19 protein-coding genes and 1 other RNA gene are annotated in these 18,033 nt (G+C 67.6%); 10 read left to right on the forward strand and 10 right to left on the reverse strand.

From position 1 onward, the window contains the following. The first annotated feature begins 848 nt into the window (after positions 1-848). Positions 849-2,231: a 3-methyl-2-oxobutanoate hydroxymethyltransferase gene (gene panB / locus EV646_RS39895; protein ID WP_241995338.1), complete on the forward strand. Its 1,383-nt coding sequence runs from the start codon at positions 849-851 to the stop codon at positions 2,229-2,231. Here panB and EV646_RS05880 read toward each other — a convergent pair. Next, positions 2,228-3,133 (reverse strand): aldo/keto reductase, encoded by a 906-nt coding sequence (locus tag EV646_RS05880; protein ID WP_132144594.1) that lies wholly within the window; start codon positions 3,131-3,133, stop codon positions 2,228-2,230. The genes panB and EV646_RS05880 overlap by 4 nt on opposite strands. Before the next feature lie 90 nt (positions 3,134-3,223). Here EV646_RS05880 and EV646_RS05885 point away from each other — a divergent pair, with 90 nt between their 5' ends. Beyond that, entirely contained in the window at positions 3,224-3,721 is a 498-nt protein-coding gene (locus EV646_RS05885; RefSeq protein ID WP_132144596.1) for an NUDIX hydrolase, read from the forward strand. Positions 3,722-3,741: 20 nt separating this feature from the next. On the opposite strand, the gene EV646_RS38765 is transcribed toward EV646_RS05885, so the two are convergent. Then, positions 3,742-3,918, reverse strand: coding sequence for a hypothetical protein (locus EV646_RS38765; RefSeq protein ID WP_158290902.1), 177 nt, complete (start codon positions 3,916-3,918; stop codon positions 3,742-3,744). Between the two features lie 103 nt (positions 3,919-4,021). Further along, the gene (locus tag EV646_RS05890) at positions 4,022-4,768 is read right to left on the reverse strand and encodes a helical backbone metal receptor (protein ID WP_199236794.1); all 747 of its coding nucleotides are present in this window, start codon (positions 4,766-4,768) and stop codon (positions 4,022-4,024) included. Positions 4,769-5,098: 330 nt separating this feature from the next. Between EV646_RS05890 and EV646_RS05895 the strand changes: the two genes are divergently transcribed. After that, complete coding sequence (locus EV646_RS05895) at positions 5,099-5,674, forward strand: histone H1-like repetitive region-containing protein (protein ID WP_132144600.1); 576 nt, start codon at positions 5,099-5,101, stop codon at positions 5,672-5,674. A 188-nt stretch (positions 5,675-5,862) separates the two neighbouring features. On the opposite strand, the gene EV646_RS05900 is transcribed toward EV646_RS05895, so the two are convergent. After that, complete coding sequence (locus tag EV646_RS05900; protein ID WP_132144602.1) at positions 5,863-6,051, reverse strand: hypothetical protein; 189 nt, start codon at positions 6,049-6,051, stop codon at positions 5,863-5,865. Positions 6,052-6,104: 53 nt separating this feature from the next. On the opposite strand from EV646_RS05900, the gene map reads away from it, so the two are divergent. Both map and EV646_RS05910 read left to right on the forward strand, forming a co-directional pair. Beyond that, the gene (gene map / locus EV646_RS05905) at positions 6,105-6,953 is read left to right on the forward strand and encodes a type I methionyl aminopeptidase (protein WP_132144604.1); all 849 of its coding nucleotides are present in this window, start codon (positions 6,105-6,107) and stop codon (positions 6,951-6,953) included. After that, positions 6,950-7,330, forward strand: a complete 381-nt coding sequence (locus tag EV646_RS05910; protein ID WP_132144606.1) for a GNAT family N-acetyltransferase — start codon at positions 6,950-6,952, stop codon at positions 7,328-7,330. Before map ends, EV646_RS05910 begins: the two co-directional genes overlap by 4 nt. A gap of 526 nt (positions 7,331-7,856) precedes the next feature. On the opposite strand, the gene EV646_RS05915 is transcribed toward EV646_RS05910, so the two are convergent. From EV646_RS05915 to EV646_RS05930, 4 genes are all read right to left on the reverse strand, one after another. Next, complete coding sequence (locus tag EV646_RS05915; protein WP_132144608.1) at positions 7,857-10,145, reverse strand: HNH endonuclease signature motif containing protein; 2,289 nt, start codon at positions 10,143-10,145, stop codon at positions 7,857-7,859. Positions 10,146-10,257: 112 nt separating this feature from the next. After that, positions 10,258-10,731: a GNAT family N-acetyltransferase gene (locus tag EV646_RS05920; protein WP_132144610.1), complete on the reverse strand. Its 474-nt coding sequence runs from the start codon at positions 10,729-10,731 to the stop codon at positions 10,258-10,260. 61 nt (positions 10,732-10,792) lie between these two features. Beyond that, positions 10,793-11,569 (reverse strand): nucleotidyltransferase family protein, encoded by a 777-nt coding sequence (locus tag EV646_RS05925; protein ID WP_132144612.1) that lies wholly within the window; start codon positions 11,567-11,569, stop codon positions 10,793-10,795. Beyond that, a complete protein-coding gene (locus EV646_RS05930) occupies positions 11,566-13,080 on the reverse strand; it encodes a S10 family peptidase (RefSeq protein WP_132144614.1) in 1,515 nt (504 codons plus the stop codon). Before EV646_RS05930 ends, EV646_RS05925 begins: the two co-directional genes overlap by 4 nt. A 112-nt stretch (positions 13,081-13,192) precedes the next feature. Here EV646_RS05930 and EV646_RS05935 point away from each other — a divergent pair, with 112 nt between their 5' ends. The 4 genes from EV646_RS05935 (at position 13,193) to EV646_RS05950 (ending at position 15,481) form a co-directional block, all read left to right on the forward strand. Beyond that, positions 13,193-13,480, forward strand: a complete 288-nt coding sequence (locus EV646_RS05935; RefSeq protein WP_132144616.1) for a hypothetical protein — start codon at positions 13,193-13,195, stop codon at positions 13,478-13,480. Between the two features lie 37 nt (positions 13,481-13,517). Continuing rightward, entirely contained in the window at positions 13,518-13,880 is a 363-nt protein-coding gene (locus EV646_RS05940) for a DUF952 domain-containing protein (RefSeq protein ID WP_132144618.1), read from the forward strand. A 9-nt stretch (positions 13,881-13,889) separates the two neighbouring features. Further along, an RNA gene (rnpB, locus tag EV646_RS05945) (RNase P RNA component class A) lies at positions 13,890-14,289 on the forward strand. A 55-nt stretch (positions 14,290-14,344) separates the two neighbouring features. After that, positions 14,345-15,481, forward strand: a complete 1,137-nt coding sequence (locus EV646_RS05950; protein ID WP_132144620.1) for an alpha/beta hydrolase family protein — start codon at positions 14,345-14,347, stop codon at positions 15,479-15,481. Here EV646_RS05950 and EV646_RS05955 read toward each other — a convergent pair. After that, positions 15,439-15,954 carry a GNAT family N-acetyltransferase gene (locus EV646_RS05955; protein ID WP_132144622.1) on the reverse strand — a complete coding sequence of 172 codons (516 nt, stop codon included), beginning with the start codon at positions 15,952-15,954 and terminating at the stop codon, positions 15,439-15,441. The two genes, EV646_RS05950 and EV646_RS05955, sit on opposite strands and share 43 nt — an antisense overlap. 51 nt (positions 15,955-16,005) lie before the next feature. Between EV646_RS05955 and EV646_RS05960 the strand changes: the two genes are divergently transcribed. Continuing rightward, positions 16,006-16,572, forward strand: a complete 567-nt coding sequence (locus tag EV646_RS05960; protein ID WP_132144624.1) for a TetR/AcrR family transcriptional regulator — start codon at positions 16,006-16,008, stop codon at positions 16,570-16,572. On the opposite strand, the gene EV646_RS05965 is transcribed toward EV646_RS05960, so the two are convergent. Beyond that, on the reverse strand, positions 16,561-17,997 hold the full coding sequence (locus EV646_RS05965) for an RNB domain-containing ribonuclease (RefSeq protein ID WP_132144626.1): 1,437 nt from the start codon (positions 17,995-17,997) through the stop codon (positions 16,561-16,563). The genes EV646_RS05960 and EV646_RS05965 overlap by 12 nt on opposite strands. Positions 17,998-18,033 lie beyond the last annotated feature (36 nt).

Here is an 18,033-nt window from a genome sequence, read left to right on the forward strand (position 1 = left end):
AGGAACTGCCATCGCCGTACGGGACCGGACCGAAGAACCGGACAACCGAGGAGCACCGCCGCTCGGACTACGACAACGACAACTGGCGGGACCGGCCGAACGGCCTGGGTCTCGACCCGTCCCCGTCGCTGCCGAACGCACCGCGGGCATTCGAGCGCGGCCCGGTGCCGCAGCAGCCGTACGTGCCCAAGCCGCCGTACCTGCCGTCCAACCCGCCCCCGCCGCCGGTGCAGCAACCACAGCAGCAGCGGTACAGCTCGTACGGCGACCAGCCGCAGAACGGGACGTACAGCGACCAGCCTCGCGAACAGCGAAACGGTACGTACGGCGAGCAGTCGCGGAACGGGACCTACAGCGAGCAGCCGCGGCGCCAGGAGTACTACGGTGAGTCGTCCCGTGGTGAGCAGCCGCGTGAGGGTCGTGAGCCGCGTGAGCCTCGAGGTGATGAGTACGGGCAGTCGTCGTACCAGGAGCCGAGTCCGTACCGGCCGCAGCCGCCTGCGGGGCAACCGCAGCAGGCGCCACAAGGTCCTCCGCCACCGCAGGGTCGACCGAGTCCGTTCGGCCCGGGTAGTAACGGCGTACCGCCGAACCGGCAGGCCCCGCCACCGCAGCGGCCGCCGGCTCCGCCGCACGCCAGCAACGGCCTGACCCAGCACGCTCCGGCGCCGCACGGGTCGAACGGGACCAGCAACGCCAACTGGAGCGGTCCGGCGCCTACGCAGAACACTCCGCCTCCTGCTGCACCGCCGCAGGGTCCGGCGCCTTCTTCGCAGGCTGGGTCTTCGCAGAGCAGCGCACCTACGCCGCCGTCTGGGCCTGCACCTTCGCCCTCACAGAGCAATGGCGTGAGTTCGCACCAGAATGCACCCACGCCGCCGGCCGCACAGGCGCAGGGCACTGGCCAGCCGCAGCAGAACCGGCCGTCTACTCCCCCGACCCCGCCGAACAGCTACTCCGACGCTCCGACCATCACGGCGTACCTGCCGGAGACGATCGAGGGCAGCAACTACCGGCCGGAGCAGGGACGCGGCTACCTGTCCGACCCGAGCGCCGAGTACGAGAGCAGCCAACCGGAGAGCGAGCCGAAGCCGATCAGCGGACGACGTCGTGCGGCCGTCCAGCAGGACGCTCCGAGCCAGATCGCACAAGACGAGGCAACCGGCGGCCACCGTGCCCGCCGAGCCCAATCGGCTCCGGGTACGCAGCCCGCTGCCAGTACCCAACAAGCTGCAAGCGCCGAACAAGCTCCGAGCACGACGCCTGCTCCGAGCACCCAAGCCACTCCGGCTGCCAAGTCCGCTCCGAGCACCCAGCCCACTGCAAGTGCTCAGGCAACCGCAAGCATTGGGCCTGCCGAGACCGACAGCTCTCCGGTGACGGGTGATGGTGGCTCGGGTCAGGGCGCTGGCGCGGGCTCGGGTCAGAGCAAGCGCCCGCGGCGGTACCGCGTGCACCACCTTCGCGACATGAAGAACCGCGGCGAGAAGTGGGCGATGCTGACGGCGTACGACATGTACACCGCCGAGATCTTCGACCAGGCCGGCATCCCGGTGCTGCTGGTCGGCGACTCCGCCGCGAACAACGTCTTCGGCTACGACACCACGCTGCGTGTCACGGTCGACGAACTCATCCCGCTGGCGCGTGCCGTCGCCGGCGCCGTCGATCGCGCGCTCGTCGTCGCGGACCTGCCGTTCGGGTCGTACCAGGCGTCGCCTGAGCAGGCGTTCCATACCGCCGTACGGTTCATGAAGGAGGCGGGCGTCCACGCGGTCAAGCTGGAGGGCGGCCGGACCGTCGTACCGATGGTGGAGAAGCTGACGCAGTCCGGCATCCCCGTGATGGCGCACATCGGCTTCACGCCGCAGAGCGAGCACAGCATCGGCGGTTACCGGGTGCAGGGTCGTGGCGACCAGGCGGCCGGGCTGATCGACGACGCGGTCGCACTCGCCGAGGCGGGCGCGTTCTCCGTCGTACTGGAGATGGTTCCGGGCGACGTGGCGGCGGAGATCACCAAGCGGGTCACGATCCCGACGATCGGTATCGGCGCCGGCCGCGACACCGACGCGCAGGTCCTGGTCTGGCAGGACATGGCCGGTCTGCGTTCCGGTGCGATGCCACGGTTCGTCAAGCAGTACGCCGACCTCCGCGGCATCCTCACGTCAGCAGCTACCACCTACGCCGCTGACGTGGCCTCGGGCACCTTCCCGTCCGACGAGCACACGTTCTAGATCCAGGGCAGAGCCGAGCGCTCGGTCCAGTACTCGTCGGGTTGCTGGGTGAACTCCACCAGCGGACCCGGCGGGGTGACGGCGTCGAGGTTGCTCTCGAGTTGCTCGGCGGTCGTCGCGCCACTGAGTACGACGTCGGCCCACGGCTGCGCGACCGCTGCTCCGATGGCAAGGGCGTCCGGGGTGATGCCGTGCTGACGGGCGAACTCGTTGAACGGGGTCTCGCCGGCCTTCGCGGTCAAACGGCCGTTGGCGACGGCTTCCTTCACCGCGACGAACCATCCGGCGTCGTGGGCTTCGGCCAGCGCCGCGCCGGCTGACGTCTCGAGAACGTTCCAGGTGGACTGGACTGCTGTGAACGGTCCGTTGAGTTTCAGCGCCTTGCGCAGAGTCTCGGCCTGACGTGGTCCGCTTGTCGACAATCCGACGCGTACGCCGTCATCCGCGAGCTGACGGAGTCGATCCAGCAGCTTGGGGTCGTCGAGCGCCGGGCTGTCTTCGGTGAGGCTGTGCACCAGATAGAAGTCAGGTGGTCCGCCGAGTGCTTTGAGAGTCTCGGGCCATTGCCGTTCGAAGGTGGCGAGCGAGTGGTCCTTCACCTCGTGCGTCTCCGCGTCGTGCCGCCAGTCGGCGACGTACGTGTAACCCCACTTCGATCCGATGGTGAGCTGTTCGCGTCGCTCGGGTGTCAGCCACTCGCCGAGGAAGACTTCGGCAAGACCGTAGGAACGCGCGGCATCGAAGTAGCGAACACCTGCTTGCCAGGCTTGCTCGAGGAGTTCATGCGTTCGCTCGCGAAGGTCCTCGATCGCCCGGCCCGCTGGAAGATCCTCGTCATGCCCGAGGTTGATGTACCCAGGTCGCCCCAACGCCGCCAGGCCTAGACCAATGCTTGCTGCCATGCCTTCGATCGTAGATGTCTCCGGCAACCATTGTGAGACGCGCCGCATTACACGACGTGGGATGGCCTGTGTCGTCTAGCGTTTTGTGGTGTGAGCGAATCTCGTCTGCCACCACCTGGCACCGTCGTGCGGCGTACGACGGCCCGCGTCCTGCCGGTCCGCCCGGACGGCAAGGTGTTGCTGCTGCACGGCTGGGATCCGCTGAAGCCGCAGACGCCGTACTGGTTCACCATCGGTGGTGGCGTCGAAGCCGGCGAGACCGTCGCGGAAGCGGCCAGCCGGGAACTGCGCGAGGAGGTCGGCATTCACCTGCCGGCCGATGCGCTGGGCGCGCCGGTGGCGACCAACACGATCGAGTTCGAGTGGGGCGGGTGCCCGATCATCCAGCACCAGACGTTCTTCGCGGTCGCGGTCGACGGCGTCACGGTGACGTTCGCCAACCAGGAGCAACTCGAACTGGAAACGATCAGCGCGCACGGCTGGTGGTACGGCGACGACCTCGAGGCGACCGGTCAGGCCGCCCACGTCACCATCCCGGGCTTGCTCCGCCAGGCCGCCGACGCGATCACGCTCCGCCGCGCATCCTGAGCCGGGCCGCGCGTCCTGGCTCAGCGCTGGCGGGCCTTCTTCAGGACCTTCTTCGGGATCTTCTTGTCGACGAGGTAATGGCGAAGATCGCACCGCTCCGCGCAGCCGGCATCGGCCAGCCGCTTGAGGACCACCGGGCACTTCTTGCACCTCGGCTTGTCCTTGCAGCACTTCTTCTTCGCGGTCATCGACGGCACGCAGCGAGTGTAGGTGAGGCATACCTAACCGTCTAGCTGACAAGGCAGTCATGGTGTCGCACATCACTGCCGCCGTCCGCTCAGGAACAGTCAGCCGCCCGGGTCACGCGAGCTGCCGGGTGAGCAGTTCGCGTGCCTCGACGAGCGACGGCCCGTACCAGGTCAGATGTCGTCCCGACACACACTTCGCCGGCCGGATGAATGCCTCCGGACCATCATCGGGAGAAAACGCATAAGGCTCGTCCGGCAGTACGACGAGATCGTGATCGGGTAACACGCCGGGGTCGATCCGCGGATAACGCTCACCGGAATCCGCGAGTACGTTGTCGATCCCGATCCGCGACAACACATCACCCGCGAACGTGTCCCGCCCCAATGCCATCCACGGTCGACGCCAGATCGGTATGACCGCCCGCCGGCGCTTCCCGTCGTACGTCGTACTCCACACACGACGCGCTTGCCGAAGCCATCCGGGGATGTCGCCGGTGATCGCGGACAGCAGCCGGTCGAGTGAGTCGAGTGATTCGTTCACTGTCGTCGGCGCGGTGATCCAGACCGCGATTCCGGCCGCCTTCAACGCGTCGAGATCGATCGCACGATTCTCTTCGGCGTTGGCGATCACGACGTCCGGTGCAAGTGTCTTGATGAGATCGACGTCGGGATTCTTGGTGCCGCGAACACGCGTCACGTCGAGGTGTTGAGGATGCGTACACCAGTCCGTCGCACCCACCAGCAAGTGCTCGTGTGTGGCTGCGATGGACTCCGTCAACGAGGGCACGATGCTGACCACACGCGTCACCTCCGAAGGCATCGTCACGACGTCTCCGAGGTCGTCGGAAAGCTCTCTCATCATGCGTCTCCGACGTCGTCGCGCATGCTCTTCGACATGTCGCTCACCTCACCTCGCGCAGGCCGTTGCCGAGGACAACACTGTCCGAAAGCACCGTTCGACACGAACTTTGTGCGCGTGTCGCCAAGAAATTATTGCGGGCGTCCGGCATGCTCTTAGCGCATCGGAATCCCTTCTGCACAAGGATTTTCGGCATTTGCCCGTGCACTCGCCGCCGGGACGCCTTAACTGGAAGACGTTTCGGGTGCTTTACGTAGCCACCAAGTGTTGTCATCATCATGACGACGAGGAATCCACCGTGGTTTTCCTCAGCCGCACCAAGGAGGCAGAGTGCCAGCCAAGAAGGCAGCCGCAGGGAAGGCGACAGCCAAAAAGGCTTCTCCCGCCAAGAAGACTGTCGCGAAGAAGACCAGCGCCGCGAAGACGACGTCCGCGCGCAAGGTCAGCGCAGCGAAGAAGACAGTGACGAAGAAGGTGAGTGCGGCAAAGAAGGCGGTGGCGAAGAAGGCGCCGGCCAAGAAGACCGCCGCCAAGAAGACAACTGCTGCGAGGAAGACCGCCGCCAAGAAGACGACGGCGGCGAAGAAGACGGTCGCGAAGAAGGCGCCCGCCAAGAAGGTGACCGCGGCGAAGAAGACCGTCGCGAAGAAGGCGCCGGCCAAGAAGACCGCGGCCCGTAAGACCGTGGCCAAGAAGGCGACCACCGCGAAGAAGACGGTCGCGAAGAAGGCGCCCGCCAAGAAGACCGCGGCGAAGAAAGCCCCGGCCAAGACGGCCGCGAAGAAGGCGACCACCGCGAAGCGGACCGTGGCCAAGAAGGCACCCGCCCGCAAGGTCGCGGCGAAGAAGGCCCCGGCACGCAAGGCTCCGGCCCGCAAGACCGCGGCCCGGCGGGTCACCCGCTGAACCGGGCGTTCGCCGATCAGCAACGCCGACTGACAAAGGCCGAGGGGCACCACCGATGACGGTGGTGCCCCTCGGTGTGTCCGGGCCGAGTGTGTCCGGGCCGAAGTGCGTCCGGACTGAGTGCGTCCGGACTGAGTGCGTCCGGACTGAGTCGGCTGGGCCGTATCGGCTGGGATGGGGTCGCCGGATCAGTCGTCGTTCCACTTGGGATCGTTGTCCCAGGCCTCGTTGCGTTCCTGGACCTTCTCCAATGCGCGGGCGGCTTCTTCCGGTGAGTTGTACGGACCGAGCCGGTCGCCGGCTTTGTCACCCTGGTAAGGCTCGACCTTGCCGGTCTTGACGTTGTAGTACCACTCGTTGCTGTGATCGTCGCTCATCTGGATGACCGCCTCCCGGGAGTCTTGTCGCAGCTCACTACAATGATCCCACCATGTCGTCTCTCACTCCTGGCATCATTTCGCCGCGCCGCGAAGTCCCCGCGTCCATCCCGCGCCCCGAATACGTGGGCAAGGCAGCCCCGACGCCGTACGACGGTTCCTACGTCACCGCGCCCGACGTCGTCGACCGGATGCGCGTCGCGAGCAAGCTGGCCGCGCAGGCGCTGCAGGCCGTCGGCGCCGCCGCCAAGCCCGGTGTCACCACCGACGAGCTCGACGCGATCGGCCACGAGTACCTGATCGAGCGCGGCGCGTATCCGTCCACGCTCGGCTACCGCGGCTACCCGAAGTCCCTGTGCACGTCGGTCAACGAAGTGATCTGCCACGGCATCCCGGACGACCGGCCGCTCGAGGACGGCGACATCGTCAACGTCGACATCACGGCGTACCTGGACGGAGTGCACGGCGACACCAACGCCACGTTCCTGGTCGGCGACGTCGACGAGGAGAGCCGGCTGCTGGTCGAGCGTACGCAGGAAGCCCTGAACCGCGGCATCAAAGCCGTCCGGCCGGGCCGCCGCGTCAGCATCATCGGCCGCGTCATCGAGTCCTACGCCAAGCGCTTCGGGTACGGCGTCGTCCGCGACTTCACCGGCCACGGCATCGCCACGTCGTTCCACTCCGGCCTGATCATCCCGCACTACGACGACGAACGCTTCGACGACATCATCGAACCAGGCATGACGTTCACCATCGAACCCATGCTCACCCTCGGCAGCTACGACTACGACCTCTGGGACGACGGCTGGACCGCCACCACCAAGGACAAGTCCCGCACCGCCCAGTTCGAACACACCCTCGTAGTCACCGACACCGGCGCCGAAGTCCTCACCCTCCCGTGAGCATCACGCAGTACCAGCATGCTCACCTACCGGGCGTGCTGGCACTGTGCGAATCCGAGGGCTGGCCCACCTTCCCCGCCGACGCCAACCGCGCTCACGCCGTACTCACGGCTCCAGGCGTGACGACTGTCGTAGCGCTCGACGGCGATGAAGTCGTAGGTTTCGCCTACCTTCAAAGCGATGGCCACATCCAGGCGCACCTCTCCCTCATGGCCGTCAGCAAAACCCACCGCCGCAACGGAATCGGCCGAGCCCTACTCGAATACGCCGCACCCCTCACCGGCGCCCAACGCATAGACCTGGTCACCGACACCGCCGAAGGCTTCTACGCCGCATTCCCTCACCACACCTTCGCCGGCTACCGCATCTACCCATAGCCGCTTCACAACACTGCCAACCAGACGGCCCTTTGCGACCCCTCTCGCACCGCCGCGACCAACGACGCACGGGGACCGCAGAACCGTGTGCATGAGCAGGTCTTCCAAGGAACGGGCTGAGGGCAACGGACGGGCGGTGGTGCCCCTACCCCGCTCGTGCCGGCCCGGAGCTCCACACGACCAGGCACACGCTGCTGGAGCGGGTTCCGCAAGCTACCGAGCCGGGTCAACGGCGCGGCACAACATCAGCTTTGCTCGACCACTGAGCCGCAACTGAGCCCTCCCTCGGCACCGCACCCCGACATCAGCCATCCCTCCGCACCACGGCCCCCGACACCACCTTTCGCTGAACCACCGAGCCGCAACGTCAACAGTTGCTCGGCGACCGGGATGGACATCGGCTGTTGCTCGGCAGACCGGGATGGACATCGGCTGTTGCTCGGCGACCGGGATGGACATCGGCTGTTGCTCGGCGACCGGAATGGACATCGGCTGTTGCTGGGCGGGTGTGGTGGCTCAGCGGAGTTCAGTTGTTGAGCAGCGTTGCGGCTTCAGGGCCCGCGTCCCGCCCGCTGAGGTAGGGAAGGGTGGTGTCGGCCCACGGATCGGTGTGCGTCGCTTGGCCGACAGCAACACCTCCTCCGGGCACGGTTGACTCGCTGGGAGCATCAGTTGTCAGGCCTGTGCCCCAGACGGCGAAGCGAGCTGCTTCCTCGAGATCGCCGGCATCGGCTTGCCACCGGGACCTCTGGCGCGGCGATTGCTCGGCAGACACGGGATCACCCCATACGTCGAACTGGGCCTCGCCACCCGGGCTCGTCTCGCCCGCACCGCTCACACCCGCAGCTCGGCCAGACCCAGCCAACGGGCAACGTTCGGCTGCGTGGTCCCGCGGCGAGGCGGCGCCGGCCTGGGGGCGGACAAGATCCGGGGCATCGGGTCGGGCTGTTGAGTTGTCGTCGCCCGGCTGAGGACAGACCAGACCGACGGCGCCGGTTCCGGCTGTGGCTGTGGCTGTGGCTGTGGCTGTGTCCGATCGTGTGGAACTGCGTCCAGGTGCTCGCGACCGCGTCGCAGCATCCACCGGCCGCGCCGCATCACCCACCACCGGCGCGGCACCATCCACCGACGCCGAGGCATCATCCATCGGCCGCGTGGCATCATCCACCGACGGCTCGGCGCGTCGGTGCAGGCGGTGTTGGTAGGTGCCGAGTTTGGGTTTGTGGCGGGGTGCCGGGTCTGCCCAGGTGGGACGGGTGACCTGGACGGCGCCGTCGACGATGGTGATGGTCCAGTGGCCGTGGTGAAGGTCGACGTGATGGCGGCGGCATAACAAGACCAGGTTGTCGACCCGGGTTTCGCCGCCGTCGATCCAGTGGGTCAGGTGGTGGGCATCGCAGTAGATCGGCGGTGCACCGCAGACGACGCAGCCTTTGTCGCGGGCGTTCAGGGCGCGGCGCATGGCCCGGTTGACCAGGCGTTCGGAGCGGCCCACGTCCAAGGGTTCGGAGTTGGAGCCCAGCACGAGCGGGATGATGTTCGCGTCACAGGCAAGGCGGCGGACGGCGCCCGCGGAGAGGTTGTCGCCGTACACCAGTTGACCGGTCGCGTTCGCGGTGACGTTCTTGAGGTCGTTGAAGTCGATGGTGACGGTGATGTTCGCCTTCGCACCGAGCCCAGGCACCCAACTACCTGTGGCGCCGGTTGCCGCGGGGGTGTCGGCGGGGTGCGCGTTGGTCTCACCGGTGCCGGTGGTGTCGGCGGCTGTAGGGTTTGTGGCGGCGGTACTGGATGAGTCTGTGCAGTCGGTGCCGAAGAGCGTGTCCTCGATGGACTCGCCGTCGCTGGTGGACGCGCTGCTGCTCGACGCGTCGTTGGTGGTGGACGCGGCGGCGGGTTCGGCGGTGGTGCTTGTCGGCGGGGTCGTGCCGGGGCGGGTGGGGAAGCCGGTGTCGGACGCGGCTGCGGCGATGGACAACGCCGCGGATAGGGCGTCGGCCTGGCGCTTGTCCCGCGGCCGCGGGTCGAACTCGCCGGTCACGGTCTTGCGGGGTTTGGCGCCGAGGTCGACCAAGGAGCGGAGCAGTTCGGCGTTGTCGTTGGCCAGGAAGCCGTTGAACTTCACGCCATGGTCGGCCCTCGATAGTTTCAGCGACTCGCGCTCGAAGGCCTTGGCCTCGTCCGGTTCGGGGCCGTCGGCGTCGATCAGTTCACACGACTCGGTGGCGGCCTTGCGCAGCTCGTGCGGGGACAGGTGCGCGGCCAGGCCCACTAGTTCCTGCTCGATGACGTCGCGGTCCTCGACCGGGATGCGGGAGGCGAACCGTTCCAGGGTGGACACGATCGCCTCGGCCTGCGCCGGGCGCAGGATCCAGGCAGTGCTCCTGGTCATGCCGCCCTCCACACCCTCACCATCCCCGTCGGCGGTGTCGGCAGTCGAGGGGGCCGCGGCGGCCTGCAGGCCGCCGTCGTCGCCGGGGCCGTCGTCGCCGGGGCTGTCGTCGCCGGTGCTGTCGTCGCCACCAGGAGTGTCGTGTTCGGCGAGGGCTGCGGAGACCCCGTGGTACCTCGGCAACGCCCGGGCCAGCCGGACGTCGCGGCGGGCGTCGTAGCCGTTCATCCGGTACCGGAACTCCAGCAGCTGGACCGTGTCACGGGCACCGAGCTCTTCGGCGTACCCGATCTCGTCGACCTGGGCGACCATGTGCAGCCGGTCGGTCTGCAGGCGGGCGATCTCGGCATCCAGCGTGTCGATACCCGACAGCAGTTCGCTGCCGCTCATCGACCACACCGGTCGCCCGCCCAAGAGGTTCATGCCGTCAACGATAGGCATGCCCACCGACAGTTTTCAAACCCGATTCCCCTTATTTTCAAGGGATTTCGACGCACGATGTTATCCACAAGCGGCAACCCTGTGGACAGACCGGCTACGGCCAAGGCACGAAGTTATAGGATTCGTAGAGACGGAGAGCAGATTGGTTGCCCTCGGCAACGCGAAGGGCCGCGCGGCCGTCGGTGCGGGTCAGGGAATCGGCGAGCAGGGCGCTGGCTGCGCCACGGCGACGCCACAGCTGGGAGGTGAAGAGCTCGATGATGAACGGACCGTCAGGGGTGTCGGGCCAGGGCGCCCGGTGCACGACCAGGATTGCACCGATCAGCTCGTCGGCTGCGAGTGCAAGCCGACTGGCCTCGAGGTCGAGGTCGCCGTACTCCCCCGCGAAACTGATCCTGATGTCCTCGATCGCCTCCGCGAGGCTCGGCCATGCGACGCCTGGTTCGTACGCCGCGAAGTACAGTCGGCCGAGCGCGACCGTGTCCTCCGGGGTCGGAGAGCGCAGTACGACGCCCGCCGGCGGCTGGACCTGCTCGACCAGCGCGAAGCGGCGGACCAAGGTGAGCATCACCGGACCACAGTCGACGAGCTGACGGCGCAATAGAGGGGCGGCGGCGCACCGGTGGGCATCAGAGGTTGAGTGCTGAGGTAACGACTTCGTGGCCGAAGCTGACGGTTTGGGCGGCGTCGGCGGCGGTGAAGGTGACGGATTGGCCGGCGCGGTGGTCAATGGCGCGGGTGCAGAGGTCGGCGTACGCCGGGAAGACGGCGACGGCGTGCTCGCCGGCGGCGGTCTTGGAGATGATGTTGCCGGTGGCAAGCAGTGCGTGCAGGCGGGGAATGCCGAGGACGAACCAGGGGACGGTCCAGCCCTCCAGCTCCTGATCGCCCGGCAACGACGCGACGTACTCTTCGAGGCGGTCGAGCTGCGGCTGCCAGCACGACGTGAGGTTGGCGCGGGTGTGGTCGACCAGTGCTTGGTGATCGTCGAGCACCACGAGATCGGGCGTCGCGCGTACGGCGATCGACTGTCGCGCGAGCTCCGACCACAGCACCGGCGTCACCGGACCCACCACCGCGGGATCCTTGAATTCTCCGTCGATCGTGTAGACGGCCGGCTGACGATGATCCGGCGGCGCGGCGAGAGCGGCCAGAGTCAGGTACGTGACGTCGAAGTACGGGCGCTCCGGCAACTTCGCATGCACCGGCGAGACCACCGCGGGATCCGTCACCGGCGACGAGACGACCACCACGCCGTCGATGTCGCTACGCCCCGATCGGTAGTCGCCGAGCGGGATGGAGCCTGTCAGGTACAGACCAACCACCAGCCCCGGCAGCTCCGAATCGACCGCCGCCAGGTAGGCCGAAGTGATCGGCGAAACCTCATCCGGCAGCGGCGTGCTCATCGGTTCGAGGACTCGCGGATGAAGTCGGCGAGATCTGAGGACTGCTGCACCCGCGACTCTTCGTGGATGTACATCATGTGGCCGGCGGGGTAGTAGCGGGTTTCGATGTTGGGGACGAGGTCGGCGGGGATGGGGAGGCGGGCGAGGGTGTGTTCGGTGGCGAAGTACGGCGTTGCGCCGTCGTAGTGCCCGGATGCGACGTGCACCTTGAGGTGGGGGTTGACGCGCATCGCCTCGGCCAGCTTGTCCGCGACGGTGATCTGTTGGCCCTCGAACTCCTTGAACGACCAGTCCTTCGCGGCGTCCATGTTGAGGATCTCGTACGGCAGATCGTTCTTGTACTCGAGCTCCACCCGCACGTAGTGGTTCAGCGCCGCCGTGTACGGCCCGATTATCGCGCTGAACGACGGGTCCTTGCGCGGCGTCTCACCCGCGTAGTCCGCGTCCCAGCCGGTGAAGCGACCGTCCAGCCGGCCGACCACCTGCCGCCGCGACCGCAGCAGCTCGGCGAAGAACCGCATGTGCTCGATCCGCAGGTTCACCCGGTCGATGTAGTCCTCTGACAGCCCGGTCAGCGCCGCCAGCCGGTTGACCACCTCGGCCCGGTAGTCGTCCGCGATCCTGTTGCCCTGGGCAAGCGCATTCGGGTACCGCCCGGCCGCGAACCGTTCCGCGTCCGCGAGCACCTCCTCGAGGGACCGGTCCGGGATCAACCCGTGGTAGTGCGCGATGGCGGCGTACGACGGCAGGAACAGCGTGTACGGCAAGTCGTTGCCCGGCGTGAAGTCGAGCGTCCCGAACTCCAGCACCGCCGAGATCAGCACCACCCCGTTCAGGTACATGCCGTACCGCTCCTGCAGGTGCGCGGCCAGCCCGGCGGCGCGCGTCGTACCGTACGACTCACCCGCCAGGAACTTCGGCGACATCCAGCGTCCGTTGCGCGACGTCCACAGCCGGATCACCTCACCGACGGACTCCAGGTCGCGGGTGAACCCGTGGTACTCCCCGGGCTTCTCGCCCTCGACCGCACGCGAGTACCCCGTCGAGACTGGATCGATGAAGACGAGGTCGCTGTGCTGCAGCAGCGTCTCCGCGTTGTCCACCAGCCCGTACGGCGGGGGCGCCAGCTCACCGGCGTCACCGGAGACAACCCGGCGTGGACCCAGCAGACCGAGGTGCAGCCAGATGCTCGAAGACCCCGGCCCGCCGTTGAACGCGAACGTCACCGGACGGTCGGCCGCGTCGGCGTCATCCAGCGTGTAGGCGGTCAGGAACACCTCCGCCTTCGGCTGGTGCCCGTCGAACTTGCCGTCGGTCAGCACCTCCTGCCGCAGCACGATCCGGCCGGTGGTCGCGGTGTACTTCAGCTTCCGCCGCCCGATCGTCAGCACGTGCTGCGTCGTGATCAGATCGTCGACCGGCGCGTGATCCGGCTTCCCGGCCGTCGTACCACGCGGCTCTTCGTCCGTGACCGCGGTCTTCTTCTGGGGTTCACGCTCAGCCGTCGCCATGCGAAGACCTTAAGTCAGCTGGTGACACCGAGGTCCCAGTGGGTGATCGAGGGCCGGTTGACCTGTACAGCACGGCGGTCCGGTGCGAAGGTGGGCAGAGGGAGGGGTCCCCATGACCGTCATGTTGCGGGTGGATTGGCCAGAACTGACTGCTGAGCAGTACGAGGCTCTGCGGAAGGTCGTCGACTGGGAGGGCGACACGCCGGCGGGCGCTCTCTACCACGTCGTCTCGTTCGATGAGAGCGGGGCGCACATGGCGGAAGTCTGGGCGTCCGCGGAAGACATCCAGCAATACACCGATGAGCGGCTGATGCCCGGCGTGCAGCAGGTCGGTGTCGCAGGCCAGCCTGAGATCAGTATCTCGCCGGTGCACAACGTCTTCGCGCCCGGCTACGAATAGGCGGCGGTTGCGCGGGCGGCCGCGATAATCTCCGGGTATGCCGTCGATTCTGCACATCGCGTCTGCTGACGCGTGGGAAGCCGCCAAGAAGGCGGGCAGCTACCGGTGGTCGACCCGCGGGAAGTCACTCGACGACGGGGCAACGTTCATCCACGCGTCCCGGCCCGAACAGGTCAGCCTGGTCGCGAACGTGGTGTACGCCGACGCGACCGAGCCACTCTGCCTGCTGGTGATCGACACCGAGCGGCTGGTGTCGGCCGTCTGCTACGAGGAGGCGGACGGGCAGACGTTCCCGCACATCTACGGACCGCTGAACCTCGACGCGGTGGTCGACGTACGGCCCTACGAGCGCGGCAGCGACGGTCGCTGGCCGGTTGTGACTCCGCAGGCCCTATCCTGAGGAGTGGAACGGGTCGGTCGGGCGATCGCGTCGCCTCCCAGCGAGGCGCCGAGGAAAGTCCGGACTCCACAGGGCAGCGTGGTGGGTAACACCCACCCGGGGCAACCCGCGGGACAGTGCCACAGAAAGCAGACCGCCAGCGGCTCTGGTGAACCCCGTGGTTCATCGGAGTGCGGGTGAGGGTGAAAGGGTGGTGTAAGAGACCACCAGCTCCGCAGGTGACTGCGGAGGCTAGGTAAACCCCACGTGGAGCAAGGCCAAGAAGGGCGATGGGCAACCGTCGTCCGCGCGAGCGTTCGAGGGCTGCCCGCCCGAGCTCGCGGGTAGGCCGCTGGAGGTGCCCGGCAACGAGCACCGTAGATGGATGATCGCACTCGACAGAATCCGGCTTACATGACCGGCCCGTTCCCACCACGTCGGTCCCGCCTACCGGTTTCGGCGCCGATGAGTGGCAGGCTTGGAGTATGGCGCGCAGAGGGGTACGACGGGTGCGCACGGGGATCGTGATCCTGGTGCTGATCGCGGTGCTGGCTGGCAGCGGATACGTGGGCTGGGTGATGGTCCAGCGGTCCGAGCCGGTCGCGTTGCCGGAGCCGACCGGGGCGTTCCAGGTCGGCCGTCGTATGTTCGAGTGGACCGACACAGCACGCAAGGATCCGTACGGCGAAGGACAGCGGAAGCTGTCGGTCTGGGTCTGGTACCCGGTCGCCAAGGGGACGACCGGGCGGCGGGTCGAGTATGCGCCAGGACTATGGGCCGGGCTCCATCTGAAGTCGCCGGTGTCGGTGTTCCAGGGTCCGTTCGACACCTTGCGGGACCACGCGCTCGACAAGGCCGCCGTCGCGCCCGGGCGGTTCCCAGTCGTCGTGCTGATGCCAGGCATGGGCCTGTCGGCCCCGATGTACGCCAGCCTCGCGGAGGACCTCGCAAGCCACGGCTACTTGGTCGCGGGCGTGACGCCGACACACAGCGCCAACCTCACGGTGCTGAACGGGCAGACGATCAAGGGCAGCGACGACGCCAACCCGAAGGACCTCGACAAGAGCGCGGACAAGCTGATCGGGACGTGGGCAGCCGACGCGCGGTACGTCGGCGCGACCGTCGCCAAGCTGTTCCCGAGCAACACCCAGACCGCGTTCGGTACGTCGTACGTCGGTCACTCGTTCGGCGGCGCGACGGCGCTGGAGGCGTGCCGACTCGACCAGCGCTGCGCGGCCGCGGTGGACCTGGACGGCCGTCAGTACGGCGCGGTCGTGTCGAAGGGCGTACGGGCGCCGATGCTGCTACTCGGCGCCGACGACTCCTGCATCACCGGCACCTGCGGACCCGACGCCCGCGGCGACGACGACCGCGAAGCAGCCTTGTCGTTGCTGAAGGCAAGCAGCGGTACGGCGTGGTGCGCGACGATCCCCGGCACCCGGCACTTCAACTTCACCGACTACGGCGCCTACTACCTGGCGTATCCGCTGCGGAAGTACCTACCGCTCGGCAGCGTCGGCCCGCGTCATGCGCTGACTGTCCAGAACGGCTACGTCACAGCCTTCCTCGCCCACGCTCTCTACCGCGAACCAGCCCCCGGCGCTCCCACCTGCAAGTCCTGAAGGTCGAGTTCATAGGTCTGGCTGAGGACGTCTTCGCCGAACGTGTCGTGCGGCTCCTCGCCGGTCAGTTTGAAACCACGGCTGAGATAGATGTGCCGGGCCGCGACCAGCGGGGTGTTGGTCCAGAGCACCATCCGCTTGTAGCCCGCCGTACGGGCGAAATCGAGGCAGGTGTCGACCAGTTGGGCGCCGAGGCCGTGACCGCGGGCGGCCGGGGTGAGCAGGAGCAGGCGGAGTTTGGCGGTCGCCTCGTCCGGCCCGCGGACGCAGAAGATACAGCCGACGCGTACCCCGTCCACCTCGGCTATCCATGCCGCCTCGCGGTCGTCGTCGCGGTCGGTCGCGTAGTCCGCGACGATCTGCGCGACGAGCGTCTCGAACGGCAGCCCCCAGCCGTACTCGGCGGCATACACCTCGCCGTGCGCCTGCACCACCCAGCCGAGATCCCCCGGCTCGCCCAGCTTCCTGATCATCAAGCCACCCAATCTACTGACACGACTGTTTCAGTAAGCGATACTAACCCCGTGCCGACGACGAAGCCAACCCCGTCCGCGCGGGAGCAGGAACTGCTCGAGCGCGCCTACGCGTACTCACTCACCCACGGGCTGGCCGACCTGTCGCTGCGACCGCTCGCCGCCGCGATCGGCTCGAGCCCGCGGGTGCTGCTGTTCCTCTTCGGCAGCAAGGACGGCCTGATCCGCGCGCTACTGGCCCGCGCCCGCGTGGACGAACTTGAGCTCCTGCGACAGCTCGACACCCAGTACGACGAACCACCGGGGCTGCCTGTGGTCGCACGGGAGCTGTGGACCTGGCTGGCGGCGCCCGAGCGGCGGCCGCTGATGAAGTTCTGGGTCGAGGCGTACGGGCGTTCGCTCGTCGCACCGGAAGGCCCGTGGGCGGAGTACGGGCGCTCGACCGTGGACGACTGGCTGGAACTGCTCAAGGCGAGTCAGCCCGATCCCGGCACGGCCGAGGCACAGGCACGTCGTACCGGCGTCTTGGCGATGCTGCGCGGGGCTCTGCTCGACCTACTGGCGACCGGCGACCTCGACCGCACGACGAAAGCGATCGAGGACTACCTACGAGACTAGTTCGAAGGCCACGCTGCGCTGGGCGATGTCGGCTTCGACCAGCTTGACGCGGACCGATTGGCCGAGTGGGAGCGGCGTCGGTGCGGTGACGCGACCTTCGATGGCGAGCGTGGAGAGGGCGACGATACCGCGGGTCTTCTCGCGCTCGTCGACATCGGTGATGACGCCGTCGAAGAGTGCACCGATCTCGTCGGCGACGAGACCCGCCTCGACCATGCTGACGATCGACCGCTCGTAGGCGTGAGCGCGGCGGTCGGCCTCGTCCATCGTCTTCGGGATCTCGTCCATCGACTGGCGGACCCACCCCGGCACCTCGGCGCCGGCGGACAACGCGACGCAGATCTCCAGCGTCCAGCGATCCACCAGCCGCCGCAGCGGTGCGGTCACATGCGCGTACTCCGCCTTCATCGCCGCATGCTCAGGCTGCTCCGGCACAACGCCGGCGAACGCCGTATAGCCGGCCCCGCGGAACAGCACCGTGCAGGCCGCCAGCATCGCCGCATGCGCCGGCACCTTCGGATCCAGCCCATGGATGAATTCGGCGTACGACGTGTTGGCCGGCCAGGTCAGGCCGAGTGCTTTGGCGGTGTTCTCCAGCTTGCGGCGCAGGTCGTCGTGCGACTCCGGCAGGGTGCGCAGGATGCCGATCTTGCCGTTCATCATGAGCTGTGCGGCCGCCATGCCGGTGAGCAGCGAGATCTGCGCGTTCCAGCCCTCGACCGGCAGCGGAGCGCGGAACTCCAGGCCCCAGCCGTGGTTGGAGGTGACGACCTCCTGGTCGGGGATCGGGAGGTTGACGCCGCCGCGTTCGAGCTCGCGCTGCTCGCGGAGCTTGCCGACCTCGCGAAGGAGTTGCAGCGACTCCGGGGCGATGCCGGCGTCGAGGTCCTTCTGGACACCGGCGTAGTTCAGCTTGGCCCGCGACTTGACCAGAGCACGTTGACAGACGACGTCCGTACCCTCACCACTGGAGTCGACCGCGATCGTCCACAGCAGCGCTGGGCTGACCTGGTCGGGCAGGAGCGACGCCGCGCCCTCGGACAGCTCCGGCGGGTGCAGCGGGGTGCGCTTGTCCGGGGCGTAGAGAGTCTCGCCGCGGCGGCGCGCCTCGACGTCGATCGGGTCGCCCGGCTGGACGAACGCGGCGACGTCGGCGATCGCGTAGTGGACCGTGAACCCGGTGCCGTTGCGCTCGATGTGGAGGGCCTGGTCCAGGTCCATCGAATCCGGTGGATCGATGGTGACGAAGTCGAGGTCGGTCCGGTCGAGCTCGGGCAGCCGCGGGTTCTTCGCCGCCTTGATCGCTGCGGCGACCACCTCGGCCGGAAACTCCGCCGGTACGTCGAGCTCGCGCCGGATCGCCTGCAACGACGCCCGGAACACCTCAGGCACTTCCTCCGCGAAGTGCACCCTCTGCAAAGGCACGTAGGCTCTCCGTCCTCGTCAGCACACACCCCGTCG

Origin of the sequence: Kribbella antiqua (assembly GCF_004345665.1) — a bacterium.
Taxonomy (GTDB): domain Bacteria; phylum Actinomycetota; class Actinomycetes; order Propionibacteriales; family Kribbellaceae; genus Kribbella; species Kribbella antiqua.

Bases quoted from the DNA above. Each gene is read 5' to 3' on its own strand.
- EV646_RS05880 (WP_132144594.1), bottom strand. From the start codon at position 3,133: ATGGCAGCAAGCATTGGTCTAGGCCTGGCGGCGTTGGGGCGACCTGGG.
- EV646_RS05890 (WP_199236794.1), bottom strand. From the start codon at position 4,768: ATGAGAGAGCTTTCCGACGACCTCGGAGACGTCGTGACGATGCCTTCG.
- EV646_RS05900 (WP_132144602.1), bottom strand. From the start codon at position 6,051: ATGAGCGACGATCACAGCAACGAGTGGTACTACAACGTCAAGACCGGC.
- map (WP_132144604.1), top strand. From the start codon at position 6,105: ATGTCGTCTCTCACTCCTGGCATCATTTCGCCGCGCCGCGAAGTCCCC.
- EV646_RS05915 (WP_132144608.1), bottom strand. From the start codon at position 10,145: ATGAACCTCTTGGGCGGGCGACCGGTGTGGTCGATGAGCGGCAGCGAA.
- EV646_RS05920 (WP_132144610.1), bottom strand. From the start codon at position 10,731: ATGCTCACCTTGGTCCGCCGCTTCGCGCTGGTCGAGCAGGTCCAGCCG.
- EV646_RS05925 (WP_132144612.1), bottom strand. From the start codon at position 11,569: ATGAGCACGCCGCTGCCGGATGAGGTTTCGCCGATCACTTCGGCCTAC.
- EV646_RS05930 (WP_132144614.1), bottom strand. From the start codon at position 13,080: ATGGCGACGGCTGAGCGTGAACCCCAGAAGAAGACCGCGGTCACGGAC.
- EV646_RS05935 (WP_132144616.1), top strand. From the start codon at position 13,193: ATGACCGTCATGTTGCGGGTGGATTGGCCAGAACTGACTGCTGAGCAG.
- EV646_RS05940 (WP_132144618.1), top strand. From the start codon at position 13,518: ATGCCGTCGATTCTGCACATCGCGTCTGCTGACGCGTGGGAAGCCGCC.
- EV646_RS05950 (WP_132144620.1), top strand. From the start codon at position 14,345: ATGGCGCGCAGAGGGGTACGACGGGTGCGCACGGGGATCGTGATCCTG.
- EV646_RS05955 (WP_132144622.1), bottom strand. From the start codon at position 15,954: ATGATCAGGAAGCTGGGCGAGCCGGGGGATCTCGGCTGGGTGGTGCAG.